Source organism: Bradyrhizobium sp. STM 3557 (genome assembly GCF_045571465.1).
In the GTDB taxonomy this organism is placed as follows: domain Bacteria; phylum Pseudomonadota; class Alphaproteobacteria; order Rhizobiales; family Xanthobacteraceae; genus Bradyrhizobium.
Genome location: NZ_CP120697.1, coordinates 5010443 through 5027653 on the forward strand (window position 1 = coordinate 5010443; position 17211 = coordinate 5027653).

Genomic DNA, 17211 nt, shown 5'->3' on the forward strand with positions numbered 1-17211 from the left:
CAATTGACAGGGCATTGCGACGATCCTCCGCTCACATGCGAGACGATTTCGTCCGTTTGGTAATCTCGACAATGCCATTGTCGGCGTCGACCTTCACCCAGTCACCGGTCTCGATGATGGTGAGCGGATCCTGCTCCAGTTCGGTCATGGCAGGTGCGTGAGTGACGACTGCGCCGAGCGCGATCTTAGTCGTCATCTTGTTGAAGATCATCGCGCGCGGCGCAGCACCGTTGAGACGTGCCATATGAAAATAGGCCGACCAGCCCGAGGAGCCCTTGGCGCCGGGAAAGACCAGGATCTTGTCCTTGAAGCTCTGACCGCGCAGTTCGTGGCGCCGCTCAATGATGGTGCCCTCTCGCTCGTTGATGCCGCCCCATCCTGAAATCGTATCACGCGTGACGATCGCCTCACCCTCCGCGCAGCCGCCGACCACCTTGCGCCCGCGCAGCACGATCTTGGTTTGCGGAGCGACCGCATCGATCGCATCCGTGCTCATCGCAGACCTCCGCTCCAGCGGCCCGTAATCGCGGCCTCGACGCAATCCTTGACCGAGCCAAACCATGCCTGCACGCCGGTTATCGCCGGCAGATAATGCGCTTGCTTGGCCGAGTCGGTTGCGACCACCTTGGTGCCCTGCGGCATCTGCCGCGAAATCGCCGGGCAGGTGTCGCTCATGACGAAACCACCAGCCTCGGAGATCATCTTCGTGTACCCGTTGCGATCGGCGACCTCACGCAGCGCGCGCGGGGTGTGCACCCAGAGCTGGGTGTTAGGACTGATCTTTCGCCCTTCCAGCAGCGACGCGATCAACCAGACCTGATCGATCGAGTTATGCGGACAGCCGAGCATTACAAAATCGACGTCGCGATCGGTGGCACAGTTCAGGTTTTCAAAGGCAACACGTTCGGCTTCACCATAGCGCACGGTCCCGCGAACGCGGTTGCCACCGAAGGCTTCCTCGACCGACCGCGCTTCCGGCGTCACGTCGGGAATATGATACATTTCGATGCCGCCGGACGACGCGGCGGCTGCGCCGAAATGCTTGAGCTTGATCAGACTGGGTTGACGACAGCGCCCGGTCAGCACCGGAATCTCGTCATCGATGACCCCGCCAAGATGATAACCGAGCAGCCCCCAATCCATGATGTCATCGACATCGATTGCGATATCCACGAGATGAGTGCCGCGGCGATAGTCGGGAATGTGATAGCCCCAGTACGGAATACGTCCAGTCAGCGCCGCCGCACCGGTGCTCTCCTTGCCTTCGGTATTGGTGCGCGCACCCAGCACGGCGTTGCAGTAGACCACCGCTGACGATTCCATCCATGCGCAGTGTCCGCCTTTTACCGGCACGTTGCCAACCTGGTAAGGCGTGCAGGTCGCGAACATGTTGATGCCGCGGCTGCCAAAGAACCTTTCGCCCTGCTTCTGCTGCTCGGCGAGATCCTCCGGGATGCCCTGGATGCGCCACTGCTCGTTGTCGATACCGGTAATGAGTTGACAGGTATTGGCCAGAACGCGCGGCACCTCGACGACTTCGGGACTGTCGAGATTGAGCTCCGAATAGACCGCATCAAAACCTTTCCGGGCGAGTTCGCGCACCGACGGGGTGGCAGCGGCCCCAGCCGGTTCGACTATTCGGCCTATTGGCGATCCGAGAACAGGAATCCGGCCTTGAGGGTATTCCTCAAGATACTCTCGGAGCGCTACCCATCGCCTCGTCTGGCGAGCTGACGCGCACGGCGGGCCCTCAAGAAACCTCGATCAGTCGCCATGAACCGAGCCAACATCGGTGCGATGAGCCTGGCGGGGTCCTTGATCGGCTGCCCGGTCTCCCGGGCGAGGATCTCCGCATACGCAACGAGGTCCTGGTGGACACTGGCTGGCAATTCGAGGGTGAGCTTCGCAGGCTTATCGTCTGCAATTGCGCCGAGCTTGAGCTTACCCATCCTCCTATCCCCTGAAGGGCTCGAGTATCAGATCACGACTGACCATGACCCGCACCGGGAATCCCGGACGGATGGTCAACGTCGGCTGGATATTGAGATTGCGTCGAACCACCTGTTGCCCGGTCTGACTGAGGGAATCGCCCGCTCCACGACGTAGCGCCTGCAGGATGGCGCCGTTGGTATTGGTCGTGTCTGCCCCTGAATTCACCTCAGTTCCCATGGACAGGAGCGTCGAGAGCGCAGCTGCTCCGACAAGCTCTTTCCAATGATTGTCAATCTCGTCCTCGAGTCCGGAATATCCGGCAGCATCCACCCCAAGCTGGCGCTCCAACACGATCGAGCGTCCGTTCGGCATGATGAGCCGGGTCCAGACGAGCAGCACGCGGGATTGTCCGAATGCGACCTGGCTGTCGTACGTTCCGATCAATCGCGCGCCCTGCGGGATCAGCAGGGCTCGGCCGGTTGGCGTGTCGTACACGTTTTCTGTCACTTGCGCTGTGATCTGCCCTGGCAGATCAGACTGAATTCCCGTGATCAAGGCCGCGGGAATGACTGTTCCGGCCTGGACAACGAATGGCGATGCAGGCCTTGCCAGGCGATCAGGGCTCGTTCTCCGCCGATCGGCGGGTGCATTGACGAAGGCTGCTTTTCGGTCCTGCCCATTTTGAGCGAATGTCTCATCGGAGTACCCCGCCCCGCTTGCGGCTGTCTCACTCGCGGCTGTCGCAGCCGCGGCCAAGGGACGCACATTCGCATTGGCAAACACCTTGCTGGTGCGGGCTGCCTCTGTTTCCTGATTTGCGCGCTGCTGTTCGGCATCGATGGCGAGCGAAGTGGGCTGCGATGAGCCCTGTGCCGCAACCGTGGGGCCGAGATCGCCCGGCAGAGGCGGCCCGAGGCGCGGGACGTCGCGGGGGATTCCAGCATAATCTTTAGGTAGGCTCGCGAGTTCATCGGCAACCTCGTGATGGTCGGTCGAGTACGACTGTTCCTGAACCGGTAGACGCTTGGACGTGTCCTGCAGAGCCCACAGCACCGCGCCGCAGACCATCGCAAGGGCGAGCGCGGTGCCGCCCGCAAGCACTTTCCGCGAGAGCCGCACGATTTGCAGCCGGTTCGGATGCAGCCGGAGCGGTTCGGCGGTCTTTTCGCGGTGGAAGGCGCTCGAAGCATGCTCGCGATCGTCATTCGCCCGCTCCGTGCCGGTCACATGGACCTCCCGTCGCTCCGGATGATCCGTACCTTCTGCTGGTTCTCTCCGCCCAGCCTCAGTTCGGCGGCTGCGAACAGGCGATCGACGATCAGCACATTGCCGTAAACGCGGTAGTTGACGAGCTCGGTCTTGCCATCAGGTCCGATCACGAACAGTGGTGGCATCTCGCCTTGACTGATACCAGCAGAGAATTCGATGTAGACCTTCCGGCCGTCGTCATAGGCGCCCACGGGACGCCACGGCGGAGTGTCCCCATCGATGACATAGCGATAGTGACGCAGCGCTTGATCCGGAATGAGAGGCCTTGGCGCTACTCCTCGTCCGCGCGCAGCCCGATCCTCGGGATAGAACCACGCGACTGACGGCATGTAGGGCTGTTCGCGCGAGCGCAGCTCGATCAGGTAAGTGCGCCGATCGGTGTTGATGACGAGATTGGTCTCGATCGCCGGCCGTGTCGGCTTGACCATGATATGCACACGTCGCGTATCGCCGCTGCCGCTCTCGGTATCGCCGACGACCCAGCGCACCGTATCGCCGGCGGCGACCGGACCAGAGCCGATCAGCTGTTCGCCCATCTCCAGCGCAATGTCCGTGATCTGGCCCGGCGCGGCATAGATCTGGTAGAGCGCGCCCGGACTATAGGAAAACACCTGCATCGCATTGAAATAACCCGCCTTGCGAGGCTGCACACGCGCGGCATCATTTGCGCTTTCGATCCGCTCGACCGGTTCCTTGGCTTCCGCGCTCCTGCCGCCCCGCGCCGGCTCCCAGGCCGGCGGAATATGCTGCGGGCGGCGATCGTCATCACCTGGCGACGGCAGATCTGGTGGCGGCGGAAGTTTGGTGTCATAGCTGATCTCTGGAGGCTTGAACGCGGCGCAGCCGCCGAGAGCGGACGCGCAGATCAGAAGAGCCAACGCCAAGCTTGGCCGATTTCCTTGCCACGCAACGATGAAATCCGGCGGCATTGCTAAGAAAGCTCCTTCGACCAGTTGATCGCGTTGACGTAGATGCCGAGCGGATTCTTGCGCAGCCGATCAATGTCGCGGCATCTGCGTAACAACTGTGAGGATCGCACTCCACCGCTCGGTCGCGGCGAGCTGGCCGTTTTCGTAGCGACGTTCGATCCAGGCCAGGCGAAAACTCTCGGGCGAAGCCCGAATGACCGTTGAGATTTCGACTGCGACCTGCGTCTTGCCGAGCTTCTCGAATGGATTGTTGTTGCGGGCGTAATCGTTGAGCGCTGCGGCGCCGCGGTCCGTGGTGAAGTCGTAAGCCCGAAGCCAATCCTGGCGCAGAACGATCGCATCCATTGGCACGCCTCGCACGTCCTCGATGAACCGGGCGAGGTGAAAAGCGATCTGCGGATCGGTAGGTTGATAGCCGGAATTTGCGGGAGCGACCGTCCTTGCCTCGCCGAATTGATCAATCTCCACCACCCATGGCGTTACGGTTCCTTGTGCGGACTGCCAGACCAGGGCTGCGGCAAAGCCCGTGGACAGGAAGAGACAACCAAAGGCCATCAGTCGCCAATTCCGGGCCTGCACGCGCGCCGAGCCAATGCGGTCGTCCCAGACCTGAGCTGCGCGTTGATAGGGAGTGACCGGCTGTGGCGTGCGGCCGTAATGAACGGCCGATCGTCTAAACATGGTCTGACCTCAAGGCGGTGGCTGAGAACGACATCTGAGTTGGCGAGCATCAGGGATTCTCTTGCGACAGATCGACAGATCCCCCGCCCCCGGCGTGATCGCCCGAGCGGACCGCTTGCGTAGCGGCCGAAGCGCCGCGACTGATCACGTTCGCCCGCTTCATGCGGCGGGCCCATGCGGGCGGGTTGTCGGATGCGGAGGAGACGTTGTCGACGTCACCGGCGCGGCCATCGCCAACGCCCATGCGTTCGGCGAGCGAGCGCAAGGGACTCGCCCCAGCAGCGCCTTCCTGATCCACAGCGCCGGAAAGTCCGCCTGCTCTCAACGCGCTGGATACGCCGCTCGCGAGTGCCCTCACTCCCCTTGCGCTACCGGCGGCCGCACCGCCCACCAATGCGGCGCCGCCAGCTGCCAGCCCGGCTCCGGCCGCAACGATCCCACCGGCTGCCAGGGTTGTGCCCACGGCTGAGCCGGCGCCAAGCTGCGGGCCGCCGGAGACGATCCCATTGGCGATACCAGGTCCGAAGATGCCAAGGCCCAACAAGGAGAGCGCGCCGAGCACCAGCGCCATCGCGTTCTCGATCGTCGGCGGATTACCGCCAAAGCCGCCGGTGAATTGGGAAAAGAGTGTCGAGCCAATGCCGACGATCACGGCAAGGACCAGAACCTTGATGCCTGAGGCGATGACGTTGCCGAGCACGCGTTCGGCGGCAAAGGCGGTCTTTCCGAACAAGCCGAACGGGATCAGCACAAATCCGGCAAGCGTCGTCAGCTTGAACTCGATCAGGGTGACGAACAGCTGGATGGCAAGAATGAAGAAGGCCAAGAGCACCACAGTCCACGCAAACAGCAGAACCGCGATCTGGACAAAATTTTCAAAGAAGCTGACGTAGCCCATGAGATCCGAGATCGACGCGAGAATTGGGCGTCCCGCATCCAGGCCGACCTGAGCGATACGTCCCGGACGAAGGAAATCGGCCGATGACAGGGTTGACCCAGACGCCTTGAGGCCGAGCCCGGCAAAGCTCTCGAAGACGATCCGGGCAAGACTGTTCCAATTGCCGATCAGGTAGGCAAAGACGCCGACAAACAGCGTCTTCTTGACGAGACGGGCGATGATGTCATCGTCAGCCCCAAAGGACCAGAACAGCCCTGCTAGCGTGATGTCGATCGCAGCCAGCGTGGTGGCGAGATATCCGACTTCTCCTCCGAGCAGTCCAAACCCGGAATCGATATAGCGTGTGAAATTCTCCAGGAACTGGTCGATGACAGAGGTACTGCCCATCGCTTACTCACCTTCTGCCGGAATCGCGGCATAGTCCGAAGGCAAGCGGCTCTCGTCCTTGCGCGGCACGGGAGGTGAACCGGCGCTTGGTGTCCCGTCTCCCGGACTGAGCGAAGGCCCCCGCATCTGCTCCAAGAACCGACGGCGCTTCTCTGCCCAGAGCTCCTGGCATGCGAGAAGAGCGTCTTTCTGCTCGTACTTGACCGTGCGGCATTGCTCGAGTTTTGCTGCCATCGGTTCAAAGTGCTGAGCGAGCGAGGTTGGAGAGCCGACCTGGCGGTCATCGCCGCGCAGGCGGATCTCGCAGCTGGTGACCACAAGTGCCGCAACACAGGCTGTCGCACACAGACACAGCACTTTGAATCTCCTGGCGTCGCTCATTGATGAAACATCCGCACGGTTGTCGGTTGATAGCCTTGGCCTTGCGTCAGGAAGCGCCGGAGCTGCTCCCTGCCCTGGTCCTGGGCCGCCGCTCGTTGCGCGGCTTCCAGGTTTTGCGCGCGCCCCTGAGCGGCGACGGCGGCAGTCAGGTCGGCAAGCTGCTGCGACTGAAGCGCGAGCAGCTGGTTGCCGGCCTGGGTCACCTGCAGCGCCCCGGTCGCACCCTGGCTTGCCGTGACCAATGCCGACATCTGGGTCCGATGGGTATCCAGACTGCCAACCACGCTGGCCTGCACGCGCATCGCGTCCTGCAGGCTAGCAACCGCGTTCTGCCAGCGTGTTCGTGCGCCCGTGACGAGGATCTGATCCGACGTGTCGGCCGACGCCGGCGCATAGGCCATCGAGAACGCGCGATCGATCTGTGTCACGTCATAGGCGATGCGCTGCGCCTGCCCGAGCAGCTGCTGTGTTCGCAGGCTCGATTGCTCGATCTGCAGCAACGACGAATAAGGCAGGCTGGTCAGATTCTTTGCCTGATTGATCAACATCTGTGCCTGGTTTTGCAGCGATGTGATCTGGTTGTTGATCTGCTGCAGCTCGCGGGCCGCCGTCAGCACGTTTTGCGCGTAGTTGTTGGGATCGAAGACGATCGACTGCGCGCTCGCTGGCCCAGGCGCTTGGAGGATGGCGATGGCAATCAAACTCGCTGCCATGTGGGGAAGCAGACGACTCATGAACTGCCTCCTTGCTTGGCGATTTCCCTGGCGAGCTGCGGAATGAGATCACAGGCCCAGCCAATGCCGCGGGCCTTGAGCCATCCGGTCACAAACGTCTCGCGGCCACCTTCGGCCAATACCCGCTCGATCAGAGCCTGGTCAGCTTTTGAGGAAGCGGCCGTAAAGGCAAGCGCGACCTCACCGAGGCCCAGTTCGAACAGCCGATTGCCGCGGCGCGAATGGCAGTAGTAGTCTCGCTTGGGCGCTGCATGGGCGAGGATCTCGATCTGCCGATCGTTCAGCCCAAAGCGGCGGTAAATCGCCGTGATCTGCGGCTCGATCGCGCGGTCGTTGGGCAGCAGAATTCGGGTCGGACAGCTCTCGATAATGGCCGGGGCGATGACGGAGCCATCGATATCAGCCAGCGATTGGGTGGCGAAGACGACGGACGCGTTCTTCTTGCGCAGCGTCTTCAGCCACTCGCGGAGCTTGCCGGCAAAATCGGCGTCGTCGAGCGCAAGCCAGCCCTCATCAATGACAAGCAGTGTTGGTCGACCGTCAAAACGATCCTCGATCCGATGAAACAGGTAGGAGAGAACAGCCGGCGCGACAGAAGTCCCGATCAATCCATCGGTTTCGAACACCTGGATCGAGGACTCCCCCAGCCTCTCTTGTTCTCCGTCCAGCAGCCGATCATATGGACCACCCAGGCAATAAGGCTGGAGCGCTCGTTTCAGGACATTGGATTGCAGGAGAACCGAGAGGCCGGTGAGGGTCCGCTCCCCGGGAGGGGCTGATGCCAGCGAGGTCAGCGCCGACCAGACGTGGTCCTTGGTCTCGGGCGTGACTTCGATCCGCTCGCGCGCCAAGATCGATGCGATCCATTCGGCTGCCCACCCCCGCTCCGCAACCCCATCAATGCGCGCGAGCGGCTGTAGGGCGATGAACTCGGCGGCTTCGCCAGAGACCGCACCGCCGAGATCATGCCAGTCGCCGGCCATGGCCATTGCAGCAGCACGGATCGATCCGCCGAAATCGAAGGCAAAGATCTGCGCCTTGGGATAGCGGCGGAATTGTAGCGCCATTAGCGCCAGGAGCACCGATTTGCCGGCGCCGGTCGGCCCGACGATCAGCGTGTGTCCGACGTCCCCGATATGCAGAGAAAACCGGAACGGGGTCGATCCTTCCGTCCTGGCAAAGAACAGTGGCGGCGCCTTGAGATGATAGTCCCTTGCCTCTCCGGCCCACACCGCTGAAAGCGGGATCATGTGGGCGAGGTTCAGTGTCGAGAGCGGCGGCTGGCGAACATTGGCATAGCCGTGTCCGGGCAGGCTCCCGAGCCAAGCCTCGATGGCGTTGACCGTCTCGATCATGCAGGTGAAATCTCGGCCCTGGATCACCTTCTCGACCAGCCGCAACTTTTCGTCGGCGGCGCGCGGATCCCTGTCCCAGACCGAGACTGTCGCCGTGACAAAGGCCTGGCCGATCTGATCCGAGCCCAGCTCCTGGAGCGCTGCATCCGCATCGATCGCCTTGTTGTGAGCATCGGTGTCCACAAGGTTCGCGGTCTCGTTTGTCATGACCTCCTTCAGGATGGCGGCAATGGACTTGCGCTTCGCGAACCACTGGCGGCGGATCTTGGTCAGGAGCCTTGTGGCGTCCGTCTTGTCGAGCATGATCGCCCGGGTCGACCAGCGATACGGGAAGGCGAGGCGATTGAGGTCGTCAAGAATTCCGGGCGTGGTCGCTGTCGGAAAACCCACTATCGTCAGGACCCGCAGATGCGCATCGCCCAGCATCGGCTCCAACCCGCCGGTCAGCGGCTGATCAGCCAGCAGTGCGTCGAGATACATCGGGATCTCGGGCACCCTGACGCGATGCCGCCTGGTCGAAATGGTGGAGTGCAGGTAGGTCAGCGTTGCCTCATCATCCAGCCAGCTGCATTCCGGCATGAAGCCTTCAGTGAGCTGCAGGACGCGATTTGTGCGATCGATAAAGCCGCTGAGCACCTCGCGCGCATCCGCGCCAATTGTGCGATGGCTGCCCTCGTACAAGAGCCGCTCCGCCATGGCGGCGGTCTCCTCCGGAGTCAGATAAAGGAAGGTCAAATAATAGCTCGATTCATAGTGCGCGCCGGCGTCCTCGAACTGCGCCCTGCGCTCGGCATCGACCAGCGCGGATGCGATATCCGGAAACGTGTCCGGAGGATAAGCGCCCGCGGAGTGGCGCTGCGCTTCAACGAAAACCGCCCACCCCGAACCGAGGCGGCGCAGGGCATTGTTCAGACGACCGGCGACGGCAACGAGCTCAGCAGGCACCGCGCTGTCGAGATCCGGTCCCCGAAACCTAGCAGTCCGCTGAAACGAGCCATCCTTGTTGAGGACGATCCCCTCATCGACGAGCGCAGCCCAGGGCAGGAAATCGGCAAGACAGGTATTCGACTGGCGGTATTCGGCGAGATTCATCATGGCAATTCACCTACTCAGGTGAGCGGGAAAGCGAATGTGCCGGCGTACGACCGCGACGAAATCGGGATCGCGCTTGGCAGCCCAGACGGCGACCGTGTGACCGATGAACCAGAGCAGAAGGCCGGCCAGCCAAAGCCGCAGCCCGAGGCCAAGCGCTGCGGCTAATGTGCCGTTGATGATGGCGACGGAGCGCGGTGCACCACCCATCAGGATCGGCTCTGCGAGGGAGCGATGCACCGGCGCAACAAAACCTGGAACGGGTTCATCCATCAGATCATCACTCCACCGCCGAACGAGAAGAACGAGAGGAAGAAGCTCGAGGCGGCAAAGGCGATGGACAGACCGAACACGATCTGAATCAGCCGCCGGAAGCCACCTGACGTTTCGCCGAATGCGAGCGACAGCCCGGTGACGATGATGATGATGACCGCGACGATCTTGGCGACCGGGCCTTCGACCGATTGCAGGATCTGGTTGAGCGGCTGTTCCCACGGCATGTTGGAGCCGGCTGCAAAGGCCGGAATACTGCTCAGGCACGAAGCCGCGAGTACTGCACTCGCAGCAATGCCTCTTCCGAGAGACAGTGGCGCGCTCATGACTGATCTCCCAATGCTGAAAGGCTGTAATCGGCGGAAGCTCCAAGTCCCTGCACAAAGGCGAGCTCGGTGAGCCGGCGCTCGGCACCGCGGCCGGCAAGCACGGCGATCACATTGATGGTCTCGGCGATCAGCGCACGAGGGACCGTTATCACAGCCTCCTGGATGAGCTGCTCAAGCCGGCGCAGGGCGCCAAGCGCGGTGCCGGCGTGGATGGTCCCGATGCCACCGGCGTGACCTGTGCCCCAGGCCTTGAGCAGGTCTAGCGCTTCAGGGCCGCGAACCTCACCGATCGGGATGCGATCGGGCCGCAGGCGGAGCGAGGAGCGGACAAGATCGGAAAGCGACACCACACCGTCCTTGGTACGCAGCGCGACGAGGTTGCGCGCCTTGCACTGAAGCTCGCGCGTGTCTTCGATGAGAACGACGCGATCGGTGGTCTTGGCGACTTCCGCAAGCAGTGCGTTCGTCAGCGTGGTCTTGCCGGTTGAAGTACCGCCTGCGACCAGGATGTTCTTGCGTATGGTCACCGCTTTGCGCAATGCGCTGGCCTGGTCCGGCGCCATGATTCCCGCAGTGACGTAATCCTCCAGAGTGAACACGGCGACGGCCGGCTTGCGGATTGCGAACGCCGGCGCAGCAACAACCGGCGGCAGCAGACCCTCGAAGCGTTCGCCGGTCTCTGGTAGTTCGGCTGAAACGCGCGGCGCACCGGGATGGACCTCGGCGCTGACATGGTGAGCGACCAGCCGGATGATCCGCTCGCCGTCCGACGCGGCTAGGGCTTCGCCGGTGTCCACCAAGCCATTCGACAGCCGATCAATCCATAGCCGGCCGTCCGGATTGAGCAGCACTTCGACGACAGACGGATCTTCCAAGAAGCTTGCAATGGCAGGCCCCATCGCGGTACGGAGCATGCGCGCCCCTCGCAAAGCGCTCTCCGAATGAAACGAAACGGCTGTCACCAATGCCCCGCAGAAGATGAGGGCTCCAACGCCCTCGGATGCGGATGATCACAAATCCACGGGCTGGATTCGCGCAACAAACAGCAGGGGGAGTTCGCAGACTAGCGTAGAAAAAGAAAAGTTCGCCGAGCACCTGCGAGAGGTGCGTGCCAATGCATCACCCGAGAGCCGAGAACGAGCTTACGGGACAATCGCGCGCTCGGGTGGCTTGGCAGCGGTGGCATTGTTCTCCGCACATGTTGATTAGAAGATTCTACGAACATGCCACTTTGTCGTCGTGAATAATCCCGCTGCGTGGGCGCGCGAGTATACAGCCGTCTGCCGCAGGGGCGCTCGGCCGGCTCTCGGTTGTGCACCTGCCTCGATCTGCCAGGCTCTTGAACTCCCGACCGTCCACGAAGGACGTAACCGGAAAAACCAACGGGAGACTTCAACAGAACCACCCACCCTCACGGTGTATTCGTGGTCAACGGCGAAGGCGACAACACCTTCCGGACCAGCTTCCTGCGAAGAGGAGGACTACACCAAAACTGCAGACAGTATAATTCTGTTATTCTTCAGAGCATTAGGAACCAAACATGGCATGCCGACCTTTCGAGGGCTCATTCAGTAACCCAGAGAGCCTGAGACCTTCCAAAATGCCCTCGATCCGCTGTTCCCGGACAATCGCGGCCAGCATTGCAACCGCATCTCTCTGGTCGACAGCGAAGCGCGCCTCGGGAGAGCGTTCAAACAAGAGATCCAAAAGCGTCGGCGCATTCGCCTCATGAGAGCGCAATGCCGAGACCGCGTGCTCGGCAAGATAATTGGCAAGGTCTCCGCTTGGCATAGAACCAAGATCGAATTCGGCTCCCGCGCTTTCCTTGATCGACTGCTGTATCCCTTCACGATGCCGTTTTGCAGCCATCGAGAGCAGGAACACCGCCTCCGCGAGTTGTTCCCGCGGCACACGTTTCAGCCTGGCGATACCGGCTTGAATCTTTTTGCTGGCTTCGCCATCGGACTCGTACCATTGCGGTACCAGGCCGATATCACTTGCGCGGGATTTGGTATTGGGCCTTCGAAACATCACATGCTCTGCTATCGATGATATGTCGGTGTGGACTGGTCAGATCAAACCGCAAAAATTCGTGCGCCGCACACGATATGAGCCGCGTCACATCCGGACCGATGCGTCAGAAAGCGCCCGGCTCTTGATCGGCCTTTGCCTGAGCGTCGTAGATCGTTATCTTCAGCATTGGAAAGCGCCGCTTTAAATCTCGTGCTCCGCTCTCAACGCCGTCTTTCGTGGCGAATTCAGTCTTCACACAGCCATCCACAAGGATGGCATAGCCAGTTGTCGGCAGATCTCGGGATGACTTTTGCATATCGGACCAGATCTCAAACAAGGGGACGTTGCGTGGGTTTGGTGCGTTAGCGTTCAGACTGAAGTCTACGGATAAGACAAGCAAAGGATCGCCTCGCCTCCTGCATCCTTCAGTCGCAGCTCTGAAACAAACTGGGCAGTGCCGAGACAAGCAGGGCTGTCATGCTCGCGAGCGTCGCGCCGGCAATGACGACATATGCAACGAAGCCTCGTTCGGCAGAACGGACATCAGGGGCTGACATTCGACTTGGCCTCTCGTGAACGGCCTTAGACATAGCCTGAGTCGCAAAATCAGCGGCGCGCCAAATTTTTCCAGTAATTTACCAACAATTAACGACTCGGAAACGCACGCTCTAGCGCTGTCCAATCGATCTCGGCAGCTGTTGGGCAATTCCGCAAACGGCCAATTGGAGTCAGCATCTCACCTCGGAGCATTAGTCCGCTATGCCCTCCTTGATAGCTATTCAGACTGCGGTTGCTGGTGGACTTAGCATCACGCTGTTGGGTCCCTCCTTCCTTCAGAACGATCAACGGTGAGCCGAAACGCTGGCCATTTTGCCGATGACGAAGATCGTCGTGCTTGGGAATGGCGGCCACTTCTCATTCAGCCTTCATCGGATGCTGGTCGAAACTGCGGCTCAAGGACCGCAATCTGCGGGAGGGCGACAAGTAAAGCGCGCTACCCGACCCTCTCATCGTTGCCGTTAGCCGAACCAGCATGTAGCGCCCTGTCCCGACGCTGCGCGTCCGTCGGTCAGGATTTTGAGTGTGCACTCGCTTTCATGCGCGGCGCTCGACGAAATCGGGTTCCGCTATGCAGGCGATCAGCAGCCACTTGCGTAAGCGGATGATCCCTCCTGGACTGGCGATCTGCGTGCTTGAACAAGGATACGGCCGATTGCGTTTTGACCAACGCCGCTCGCGGCGAGCTTATGAATAAGGCCTCGCTAGACGCCGGCCGCGGCGGCTTTCGAGATTCTTGCTGCATACTTCTGTGAACACCATCCGATTTCGGCCGTGCTTTCTATTTGCCCGCCGATTCTACGATCAGCAGTGCAAGTATACAAAAGGACCACATTGCTCGATCGACATCCGGCCCAGGGGGATATCCGAGTCAGCTGGTCGCGGGTCGCGTTATCTGACGGTCAGTGCGTCCGGCGATTCGTCCGAACGATGCCCAAGCGCCGAGCGGCAAGAGCGGCTGCATCCTGAGCGAGATGTTCCTTTTGATCTAGTGATCGATCTCCTCGGCAATTCTGTTGGGGCTTTTGATGAGTGGCAGGACAAGACCAGTTTCGATCCGCTTGACCAGTGGCGAGATCGAGCAGCTTCACGCGCGTGCGTACACGCTTTCCGCAAGCATCACCGGCGTGGCCCGGGACCTGATCCGTACAGGGCTTGCTGGCGGCGACAGCAAGGCTCTGGCGGATCGGTTGATGGGGATCGAGAGGCGGCTCGTTGCCCTCGAACAGCAAGGCCAGGAGACGCACACACAGATGCAGTCCATCGACAAGGCGGCGCGCGACCTGCTTGCGATGTTCGAGGCGCTGTTGAAGGCCCTTACGGACGAGAGTTCCGGGAGGGCCGCATGACCCGGCAATTGCGAATCATCAGCTTCCTGGCGGCTGTGGCCTGCTTTGCGGCCATGGCCGGGGCTTCCTATCTCGGCTTCGAGGTCTGGCCACCAAGCGCCACGATGACCGACGGCAGGAGCGTTCCGTTCAAGCCGGCAGAAATCAAAACCTGTATCAAAGCGCGCGGGCTGGCCTGGTTAGGTGATCACTACGGCGATGCACACTGGCAATCATGCCGGGACCGGCTGTCGCAATATCAGTCGCTGACTGGCTTTGAGTTTCGGTTCTGGAGCGTGATCGGCGCCAGTCTCGTGGGATTGCTTGCGCTGTTCTGCTTTGCGCTCGCTCTTCGACCGGATTCCGTTTCGCTCCAGATCCTTCGCGGCGCACGGCTACAGGCAGGCCACCAAGGCCTGAGGGCGTTCGCCCGGGCCGCGGCCGCAGAGTGCCATGTCCATGGCAAGGGCGTTGCGTTGTTACCGTCGGTCCCGCTTGGGCGCGAGCGGGAGGCACGGCATTTCCTGATCGTAGGCAGCGTCGGCGGCGGCAAGACCCAGACCATGCTGCGCCTGATCAATGAAGCACTCGCCCGCGGCGATGGCCTCCTGGTGCTCGACACGAAGGGCGACATGATGGGTGGGCTTGCCGCGGATGGAGCCCCCCTCCTCGTCGCGCCCCATGACAGGAGATCGCTGGTCTGGGATGTGGCCGCCGACTGCAGCATCAAGCAGGACGCCCGTGAGCTCGCCGCCCGCTTCATTCCGCCAAGCTCCGATCCGATGTGGTCGCAGGCGGCGCAGGAGATCTTCGTGGCCTGCCTGGTCCATCTGCAGGCGACCAAGGGCAAGGACTGGAGCTGGGGCGATCTGGAGCGGACGGTGACCGCCGATGTGGACAAGCTTGCGGCCTTCGCGAGGAAGCACAATCCGAATGCGTTGCGGCTGCTCGACCAGCCCGAGAGCAAGACCACGCTCAGCATCCTGACCACCTTCCAGACCCACATGCGGATCGTCTCGGTCCTGGCGGAGGCCTGGTCTGATTCATCGGCGCGGCGCTTCTCGATCCGCAACTGGCTGCATCATCCGACGCGCTATCGCCCGCTGATCCTGCAGCATGACCCCGGCTATCCCGAGCTGTCGCGGATCTGGATCGGCAGCATGCTGGGCCTGCTCGCCTCGGCTGTCGGAAGCCCGACTCTGACCGAAAGCCGCGAGCGGCGGGTCTGGCTGTTCCTCGACGAATTTCCGCAGCTGCCGCCGATCAAGCTGTTTCCAACTTTCCTCGAGCTCGGGCGATCAAAGGGTTTGGCCGTCGTGATCGGGGCGCAGGACACGGCCCAGATCCGCTCCGTCTATGGTCAGGACCAGGCCAAGTCCTGGTTCGGCATGACCGGCACCAAGATCATTACGCGCATCAACGCCAGCGAAGCGGCCGAGGATATCAGCCGGCTGATCGGCGAGCAGGAGGTCGAACGACGCGTGAAGAGCTCCACCCACGCCGGCAGCAAGACCAGCATCACCGAAAGCATTCAACGCGAGATGCGCCGCGTCATCACTGCGTCCGAGCTTGGCTCCCGTCTCGGGCCCACTAAGGACGACGTTCGGGTCCTCCTCATTGGCCTTGGCGAAGACGTCTACGAACTGGAGCTGCCCTATCTCAGCATGCCGAACCTGCGGGAGCCGGTCGTGCCGGCCGATTGGACCCGCCCTCTCTGCGGGAAGAAGAGGCTTTCCGAAACCGCGGTTGGAAAAGCCAAGCCAAATCCATCGCCACCACCTGCCCGCCTCACGAAGGACACGGCGGCGCAAATCCTCAAGCGGCGGGGGTGAGCAATGGTGGCCTCGATCTCAGCCCGCGGCAATGCCGCCTCAGCCTCGCGCTACTATGGCCATCTGCAGCGCGACGATTACTATAGCCCTGAGGGGGAGCCGCCCGGCCGCTGGGCCGGGAAAGGGGCCGCGCGGCTGAGCCTTGAGGGGCCGGTCACCCGGGCAGATTTCGATGCTGCGTTGGGCGGGATCGATCCGAAAACCGGTGAGCGGCTGGCACAACTCGGCGGGCGTGGCCGCGAGCACTCGGCCGGCTGGGATATGACCTTCAGCGCACCCAAATCGGTCTCGGTGCTCTGGGCACTCTCCGAGGCTACTGAGCGTCCGATGATCGCGCAGGCGCATCGATCGGCGGTGCTGGCGGCGACCGCTTATTTGGAAGCAACCGTCGGCTGGGCCAGGCGTGGCCGTGCGGGAGCTGCGCGGGAGCAAACCGCGGGGCTACTGATGGCGCAGTTCGATCACCACACCAGCCGCGAGTGCGATCCGCAGCTGCACACTCACAGTTTCATCTTCAACCTCGCCCCACGGCGTGACGGGAGTTGGGGCGCGATCGTGAGCCGCGAGCTCTACAAGGCTCAGAAGCGGGCGGGCGCGACCTACCGCCAAAACCTTGCCGCGGAGCTGGAAGGACACGGCATTCGGCTCGAGCGGCAGAAGAATACGCTCCGGGTTGCGGCCATTCCTCGCCATGTTGAGCGCGCCTTCTCCAAGCGGCGCCAAGCTATCGAGAAGGCAGCACAGGTCCACGGCTACAGCACACCAAAGGAAATGGAGCTTGCAACTTTGCGCACGCGCCGCCCGAAGCGAGATGCAAAGCTCGGCGAGCTCATCAACCATTGGCAAGCCGAGGCCAAGGCGCTGGGATTCGAGCTGAGCCGAAGCCGCGATCACATGCGCATGATCTCCAGCCGACGTTCTCACGCGGCGGTATCGGTTGGGCTTGGTCAAGCGCACTCCCTGGTCCCGCAGGCATCAGCGCCGACAGGCTCTGCAGCAGCCACAGCAAGCGAACACCGGAGCGCGGCCCAACTCGGCTCCCGGCTCGGCCGTGTCCTCCGCGGCATGGATCAGCGGACTGGAATGTCTGGCGTCACGGTCAAGCTTCGCTACCGGGAGTACGAGCGAGACTGATCGAGGAGCTGGCATAGACCACTCCTACTGCCGTTCAGGGTAGTCGCGAAGATCGCGCCACTGCCCTGCCCCTACGAATTTCCTCC

At 61.9% G+C, this 17211-nt stretch carries 17 protein-coding genes and 1 pseudogene; 3 read left to right on the forward strand and 15 right to left on the reverse strand.

Going from position 1 to position 17211, the window contains the following annotated elements:
• Positions 1-31: 31 nt before the first annotated feature.
• From P6U24_RS22980 to P6U24_RS23050, 15 genes and pseudogenes are all read right to left on the reverse strand, one after another.
• Positions 32-496, reverse strand: a complete 465-nt coding sequence (locus P6U24_RS22980) for an aconitase X swivel domain-containing protein (RefSeq protein WP_407154776.1) — start codon at positions 494-496, stop codon at positions 32-34.
• Complete coding sequence (locus tag P6U24_RS22985) at positions 493-1602, reverse strand: aconitase X (protein WP_407154777.1); 1110 nt, start codon at positions 1600-1602, stop codon at positions 493-495. Before P6U24_RS22985 ends, P6U24_RS22980 begins: the two co-directional genes overlap by 4 nt.
• 104 nt (positions 1603-1706) lie before the next feature.
• The gene (locus P6U24_RS22990) at positions 1707-1949 is read right to left on the reverse strand and encodes a DUF2274 domain-containing protein (protein ID WP_407154778.1); all 243 of its coding nucleotides are present in this window, start codon (positions 1947-1949) and stop codon (positions 1707-1709) included.
• A 4-nt stretch (positions 1950-1953) separates the two neighbouring features.
• Positions 1954-3159 carry a TrbI/VirB10 family protein gene (locus P6U24_RS22995; RefSeq protein WP_407154779.1) on the reverse strand — a complete coding sequence of 402 codons (1206 nt, stop codon included), beginning with the start codon at positions 3157-3159 and terminating at the stop codon, positions 1954-1956.
• Positions 3156-4130, reverse strand: coding sequence for a P-type conjugative transfer protein TrbG (gene trbG, locus P6U24_RS23000; protein ID WP_407154780.1), 975 nt, complete (start codon positions 4128-4130; stop codon positions 3156-3158). The genes P6U24_RS22995 and trbG overlap by 4 nt, the downstream gene beginning before the upstream one ends.
• A gap of 2 nt (positions 4131-4132) precedes the next feature.
• A pseudogene (gene trbF / locus P6U24_RS23005) lies at positions 4133-4811 on the reverse strand (conjugal transfer protein TrbF).
• 49 nt (positions 4812-4860) lie between these two features.
• Positions 4861-6096, reverse strand: a complete 1236-nt coding sequence (gene trbL, locus P6U24_RS23010; protein ID WP_407154781.1) for a P-type conjugative transfer protein TrbL — start codon at positions 6094-6096, stop codon at positions 4861-4863.
• 3 nt (positions 6097-6099) lie between these two features.
• Positions 6100-6477, reverse strand: coding sequence for a putative entry exclusion protein TrbK-alt (gene trbK-alt / locus P6U24_RS23015; RefSeq protein ID WP_407154782.1), 378 nt, complete (start codon positions 6475-6477; stop codon positions 6100-6102).
• On the reverse strand, positions 6474-7211 hold the full coding sequence (gene trbJ, locus P6U24_RS23020) for a P-type conjugative transfer protein TrbJ (RefSeq protein WP_407154783.1): 738 nt from the start codon (positions 7209-7211) through the stop codon (positions 6474-6476). Before trbJ ends, trbK-alt begins: the two co-directional genes overlap by 4 nt.
• Complete coding sequence (gene trbE / locus P6U24_RS23025; RefSeq protein ID WP_407154784.1) at positions 7208-9661, reverse strand: conjugal transfer protein TrbE; 2454 nt, start codon at positions 9659-9661, stop codon at positions 7208-7210. The genes trbJ and trbE overlap by 4 nt, the downstream gene beginning before the upstream one ends.
• Before the next feature lie 6 nt (positions 9662-9667).
• On the reverse strand, positions 9668-9931 hold the full coding sequence (locus P6U24_RS23030; protein WP_407154785.1) for a VirB3 family type IV secretion system protein: 264 nt from the start codon (positions 9929-9931) through the stop codon (positions 9668-9670).
• A complete protein-coding gene (locus P6U24_RS23035) occupies positions 9931-10257 on the reverse strand; it encodes a TrbC/VirB2 family protein (RefSeq protein WP_407154786.1) in 327 nt (108 codons plus the stop codon). The genes P6U24_RS23030 and P6U24_RS23035 overlap by 1 nt, the downstream gene beginning before the upstream one ends.
• Positions 10254-11174 (reverse strand): P-type conjugative transfer ATPase TrbB, encoded by a 921-nt coding sequence (trbB, locus tag P6U24_RS23040; protein WP_407154787.1) that lies wholly within the window; start codon positions 11172-11174, stop codon positions 10254-10256. Before trbB ends, P6U24_RS23035 begins: the two co-directional genes overlap by 4 nt.
• Before the next feature lie 613 nt (positions 11175-11787).
• Positions 11788-12291 carry a hypothetical protein gene (locus tag P6U24_RS23045; protein ID WP_407154788.1) on the reverse strand — a complete coding sequence of 168 codons (504 nt, stop codon included), beginning with the start codon at positions 12289-12291 and terminating at the stop codon, positions 11788-11790.
• Positions 12292-12397: 106 nt separating this feature from the next.
• Positions 12398-12610, reverse strand: a complete 213-nt coding sequence (locus tag P6U24_RS23050) for a hypothetical protein (RefSeq protein ID WP_407154789.1) — start codon at positions 12608-12610, stop codon at positions 12398-12400.
• 1282 nt (positions 12611-13892) lie between these two features.
• On the opposite strand from P6U24_RS23050, the gene P6U24_RS23055 reads away from it, so the two are divergent.
• The 3 genes from P6U24_RS23055 to mobF are packed head-to-tail and all read left to right on the forward strand — an operon-like array spanning position 13893 to position 17125.
• The gene (locus P6U24_RS23055) at positions 13893-14180 is read left to right on the forward strand and encodes a hypothetical protein (protein ID WP_407154790.1); all 288 of its coding nucleotides are present in this window, start codon (positions 13893-13895) and stop codon (positions 14178-14180) included.
• On the forward strand, positions 14177-15991 hold the full coding sequence (locus P6U24_RS23060) for a type IV secretion system DNA-binding domain-containing protein (RefSeq protein WP_407154791.1): 1815 nt from the start codon (positions 14177-14179) through the stop codon (positions 15989-15991). The genes P6U24_RS23055 and P6U24_RS23060 overlap by 4 nt, the downstream gene beginning before the upstream one ends.
• A gap of 3 nt (positions 15992-15994) precedes the next feature.
• Complete coding sequence (gene mobF, locus P6U24_RS23065) at positions 15995-17125, forward strand: MobF family relaxase (protein ID WP_407154792.1); 1131 nt, start codon at positions 15995-15997, stop codon at positions 17123-17125.
• Positions 17126-17211: the final 86 nt, after the last annotated feature.